Raw genomic sequence first — 4123 nt, 5'->3', positions numbered from 1 at the left:
AATCAATGGGATTTGGCTCTATTTCAAACGAATTAGGGAAAAAAGCGATTGAACAACTCTTGGTTGGGGATAAAAAAGGAGTCGTTTGTATCACCCCGATTAATTGGAGTAATTTAGAATTAAACATCCCACTAATTTATCAGTTTGGACTAAATACAAATGAAAATATCCTAGAAGGAGAAGTTAAATGGACTGTTCCAGTGATTACTGAAATCGTAAAAGAATGCATGTTGCAATATGCCTCGTCGAATGATGCATTTGAATCAAATCATTCTTTTATGGAAGCAGGATTCTCTTCGTTGGATCTTGTTCAGTTCCGTCAAAAATTATTAAATAGTTTACCAAATATAATTGATCTTCCAGCACATTTTGCATTCAATTACCCGACTGCAAACGATGTAATTCAACATTTGTATGAACAACTCAAAATAGAAAAACCTAAACTGGAAATAAGGGCGGTAAGAGAAATGGCTTGGGATATTCCTACAATAACTAAAATCGTAAAAGAATGCATGTTGCAATTTGTCTCATCTAATGATGCATTTGAATCAAATCATTCTTTTATGGAAGCGGGATTCTCTTCGTTGGATCTTGTTCAATTTCGTCAAAAACTATTAAATAGTTTACCAAATACAATTGATCTTCCGGCACACTTTGCGTTTAATTATCCGACTGCAAATGATGTAATTCATCATCTGTATGACCAACTCAGATTAGAAGAGCCTCAACCAGAAGTAATGGGAAGAAGAGAAACAACTTGGGATATTCCTACAATAACTAAAATCGTAAAAGAATGCATGTTACAATTTGTCTCATCTAATGATGCATTTGAATCAAATCATTCTTTTATGGAAGCAGGATTCTCTTCGTTGGATCTTGTTCAATTTCGTCAAAAACTATTAAATAGTTTACCAAATACAATTGATCTTCCGGCACACTTTGCGTTCAATTATCCGACTGCAAACGATGTAATTCAATATTTGTATGACCAACTGAAATTCGACAATCCTCAATCGGAATTAAACACAGAGACTTGGGCTCTCTTACGAAAAACAGAAGAAGGTAATCCAATATTTTTAATTGGAGGGATAGTTGGTTCGGCGGAAAAAACATTTGGTACATTGGCAGATTCCATGCCTAATTCTGTTTATGCATATATGCCTGTTATTCCAGCAGATATAAATTTAGATCAACTAAGCATAGAAAGTATAGCTAAAGAATTGAAAGATTCCTTATTAAGAGAATTTCCACGTGAATCTTATATCATAGGGGGACTTTCTTTTGGAGCTACTATTGCTTTTGAGTTAGCTTTACAACTACAAAAAGAAGGTAAACTGGAACATGTCATTATGATTGAACCAAGGCATGTGTATCCATATGTAGCACCAAAAACTCCAGCGCCTTTTGAAATATTGCTGGAATATTATAAACCTTCTGGAAAAATGAATAAGCCTGTACTACTACTACAGACAAAAACTATGCCACTTGAGAAACAATCCGAAATAATGATTGAATCATCTCGTGGATTTCAAGATGATACGACAGTTTTAGATCATTCGCGCCAGCTATGTACGAAACTAGAGATTGTTCAAAGTAAAGGACACCATTTTAATCTTCTTTATAAGCATGCAAACTTTGTGGCAAAGACTATTGAACGGTCAATTACAGTTACGCCATATAAACCATACTTAACTGAGCCCATTGCCATAATAGGTTCGGCGTGTCGATTGCCAGGGGACGTGACTTCACCAGAAGAGTTTTGGGATATGCTTCTTGAAAAAAAGGATTGTGTAACAGACATTCCTATATCTCGCTTCGACATCGAGGAATTTTACGATCCTAATCCAGATGCCGTGGGACGAAGTTATACGAAAAGTGGCGCATTTATGAAAGACGTAGAAAATTTTGATCATAAGTTTTTTAATGTATCTGTCACAGAAACTCGTACAATGGATCCACAACAACGCTTATTGCTTGAAGTAGCGTATGAAGCTTTTCATAATGCTGGTTATGAAAAAGAGAAACTTCGTGGATCTAACACAAGTGTTCATATTGGATTAGCTAATGATGATTGGAGAACTATGAAGGGAAACCATGACATACTTACCCCATACTTTGGTTCGGGAGTTGCGGGATCAATCGTCGCTAACCGAATATCTTATTTGTTAGGATTTACTGGGCCAAGCATGGCTATAGACACCGCTTGTTCTTCCTCACTAGTAGCTGTTGATCTAGCTGTTGAAAAGTTGCGTAAGGGAGCATGTTCTACGGCACTTGTAGGCGGGGTAAATGTAATGTTACATCCTCGTTCTTATATAGGTTGTTGCGCTGCTAACATGCTATCTTTTAAAGGTCGTTGCGCTACTTTTGATGAAGGAGCTGACGGATATTGCCGTGGTGAAGGAGTAGGAGCGGTTGTTCTAAAACGTCTCAGTGACGCTCAAGCCGATGGAGACCCTATATTAGCCGTTATTCGTGGTTCAGCAGTTAACCAAGATGGACGGAGCGCCTCCCTAACAGCACCTAACGGTCTTGCCCAACAAGAAGTAATTAGGCAAGCTCTTAATGAAGCTGGTCTTGAGGGAAGTGACGTTGATTATGTTGAATGTCATGGAACAGGGACTTCTTTAGGTGATCCGATTGAAGTTGAAGCATTAAAGAATGTACTGGGCGAGCAACGCTCTAAGTCGCTAGTACTTGGATCAGTTAAGACAAATATAGGTCATTTAGAGGGAGCAGCTGGGATAATAAGCCTAATAAAAACGATTGAGGTATTAAGGCATCGAAAAGCGCCTGGTAATGTGCATTTTAAAACTTTGAACCCAAAGATTAATATAGACAATTTTAATGTCGTAATTTCAGCCAATGAAACCCAATTAGACAATCACAATTCAAATGCAGCACTGATTGGTAGTGTCTCTTCATTTGGGTTTGGTGGCACTAATGCGCATGTTATTTTGGAATCTTATAATTATGAATCAGGTAAAAAGAATACGAAAATGTCTTTCAATCCATCTTTCTTACCATGGCGTAGGTTACCGCACCCATTCCTGAGTCGGTATGATGGGACTGCCTTTGTCACTAAAGTATCAGATGAACAGGCTGAGCTTTGGCAAGATCATCGTATAGATGGGAAGGTTATAGTGCCAGCGGCTAGTCACATAACGACACTGGCGGGAGCGGTAATGTTGCGCGATAATGAAAACGCAAAATTACGTGGAGTTGAGTTACAAGATGTTATTATGACGCAATCACTTGTAATTAGTAATAATAATACTTTAGTTCGTTGTATTAATAATGATGCTCAGTGGAGTATACAAAGTGATTGCAATGGTATCAATGAAGAATTTGCAAGCTGTAGTAATTCACGTATTTTAGTGGATACTCCGTACATTAGTAAGTCTAACATTGATAACATCCAAAAACGTTGCTCGCAGGTAGATGAAAATAAACTATATGATGTTTTATCTGAGCATAAAGTTCAGTTTGGTCCAAAGTATCGTAATTTAAAGGATGTTCATATTGGAGAGAACGAAGGTATTGCAATAGTTGAAACTAAATATTCAACTTCACTAGAACGTTCTTTAACGCTATTACATCCAGCTACATTAGATGCAGGGCTACAATTATTAGGTTTATGTGCTATGAAGGTTTGTGGCGTGTGCATACCATTCCATGTTAAAAGTGCACGGGTATATTCTCTTGAAAATCAGCCTGAGCAATTATTTGCCCATGCAGAAATAACAAAAATCGGTAGCGATAATGTAGAAGGTACTGTCACTTTATTTAATATCGATAATGAAATATTTGCTGTACTTGAGGGTTTAGTATGCAGAGAGATTGAAACAGATACTGAAGTAAGCAGTAATGCGTTTGAAACAGAGTGGGTAGAATTACCTTCCAGGGATCTGAAACCTTCTTCTGAAGTAGGATCGTATCTCATCGTCTCGAGAGAAGAAATCAATGTAGAACTGCCTCAAGGTTGGCAAAGGGCACAGGTTAACAATCAAAAAGAATTAGAGACGATTCTTAACCAAAAAACTTGGACCCATGTGGCAATGCTTAGTGCTGGCCAAGTAGCTGATGTGGATCTTGCATTGTGGATTCTACAAGCAGCAGTCGA

1 protein-coding gene is annotated in these 4123 nt (G+C 37.7%); it reads left to right on the top strand.

Annotated elements, in window-relative coordinates:
* Window positions 1-4123: beta-ketoacyl synthase N-terminal-like domain-containing protein (locus tag JCM9152_RS21660; protein ID WP_173402092.1), on the top strand; the 4123-nt coding region annotated here is incomplete at both ends.

The sequence above is a fragment of the Halalkalibacter hemicellulosilyticusJCM 9152 genome (genome assembly GCF_000513115.1).
GTDB classification, from domain to species: Bacteria; Bacillota; Bacilli; order Bacillales; family Bacillaceae_D; genus Halalkalibacter; species Halalkalibacter hemicellulosilyticus.
Note: the sequence above shows the minus strand (reverse complement) of the source record. Positions and strands in the feature narration are given on the sequence as shown.